Raw genomic sequence first — 1,141 nt, 5'->3', positions numbered from 1 at the left:
GGTGCCGAGGGCAGCGAGCAGGTCGAGGGCGGCGGTGAGGGGCGGGGCTCCGGCCAGGCGAGCGGCTGCAAGGTGGGCGGGAAGGCGGCCAGCGGCGATCAAGGCTGTCCACTGGGTGGCGGACAGGGCGAGGTAGCGCAGGTCGGGGAGATCGGCAAGCAACGCCAAGTCCGGTGTCGGACACCGCGACAGGTCAAGGCAGCGCAGCGCAGGGAGGGTGCGCAGCGGGGCGAGGTCGATCGGGGTCTGGGAGCCGACGGCGAGTGAGGCCAGGTGCGGGTGGCCGACGAGCGGGATGAGGTCGGCTTCGGAGGCGAGGTCGATGGCCAGGTCTTCGATGGGGAGTGCTGCTACGGGTGACAGGTCGGTGGTGGCGCAGCGGTTGAGGTGCAGGCGTCGCAGGTGCGGGGTGGCGGAGACCGGGACGAGGTCGACGGGTGAGGGCGCGTCGTTGAGATGGATCGCCTGGACATCCGGCGTGAGGTGCTCGTCCAGGACGGAGACCACCAGCTTGCGCGAGCTGTTCGCCGACTGCTGCGGGGCGTGGGGATCCGGCAGGCCCAGGGCCTGGCCGAGCCAGGCTGTGACGGAGGAAGCCACGTAGCGCGGGCCCTCGTTGAAGTCCCGGCCGACCTCGATCACCTGACCGGGGCGGCCGCCCGCGGCCGGCGCGAGGTCAACGGCGAAGAAGTTGCCGTCGAACCAGGTGGCGAACGGAAGCCAGCCCGGATGCCCCGAGCAACGGCGCACCGTGTTCGGCGGGTCGGCGTCGAAGACCACCTTGCGCCAGTCGAGCTCCCAGCCAAACCAGGTCGGCACGCCGATGAAATCGTCGCGCTCGGACAAGGCCCCGCTGAGCGACAGCCAGCCGTACCCGGCTAGCGCCTCACTGTCGCCATCCCCGTCGGCCTCCAGGTAGAGCGCCCGCAGGTCCGCCGGCAGCGGCCGGCCGAGGTGGCGCTCGGCAGCGGCGAGCTGCTCCTCGGTGACGGGCGGCGGCATCTCCGCTTCCGCGCCGCGGCGCTCAGCGTGCTGCCGGAGCACGGCCCGCAGCCGCTCGACCACCTCCGCCGGGTCCCCGGCCGGGCGCAGCGCGGACGGCTCTGCGCGGTCGGCTGCGCCTGGTTCGGACGGTTCGAAG

Annotated in this window: 1 protein-coding gene; it reads right to left on the bottom strand. The window is 73.0% G+C overall.

Going from position 1 to position 1,141, the window contains the following annotated elements:
* The coding region (locus AB0O00_RS40705; protein WP_363659693.1) for an SMI1/KNR4 family protein at positions 1-1,002 on the bottom strand (1,002 nt) is incomplete at its 3' end.
* Positions 1,003-1,141 lie beyond the last annotated feature (139 nt).

This window comes from Kitasatospora sp. NPDC093558 (genome assembly GCF_040683475.1).
In the GTDB taxonomy this organism is placed as follows: Bacteria; Actinomycetota; Actinomycetes; order Streptomycetales; family Streptomycetaceae; genus Kitasatospora.
This window is presented reverse-complemented; position numbering and strand designations above follow the sequence as displayed.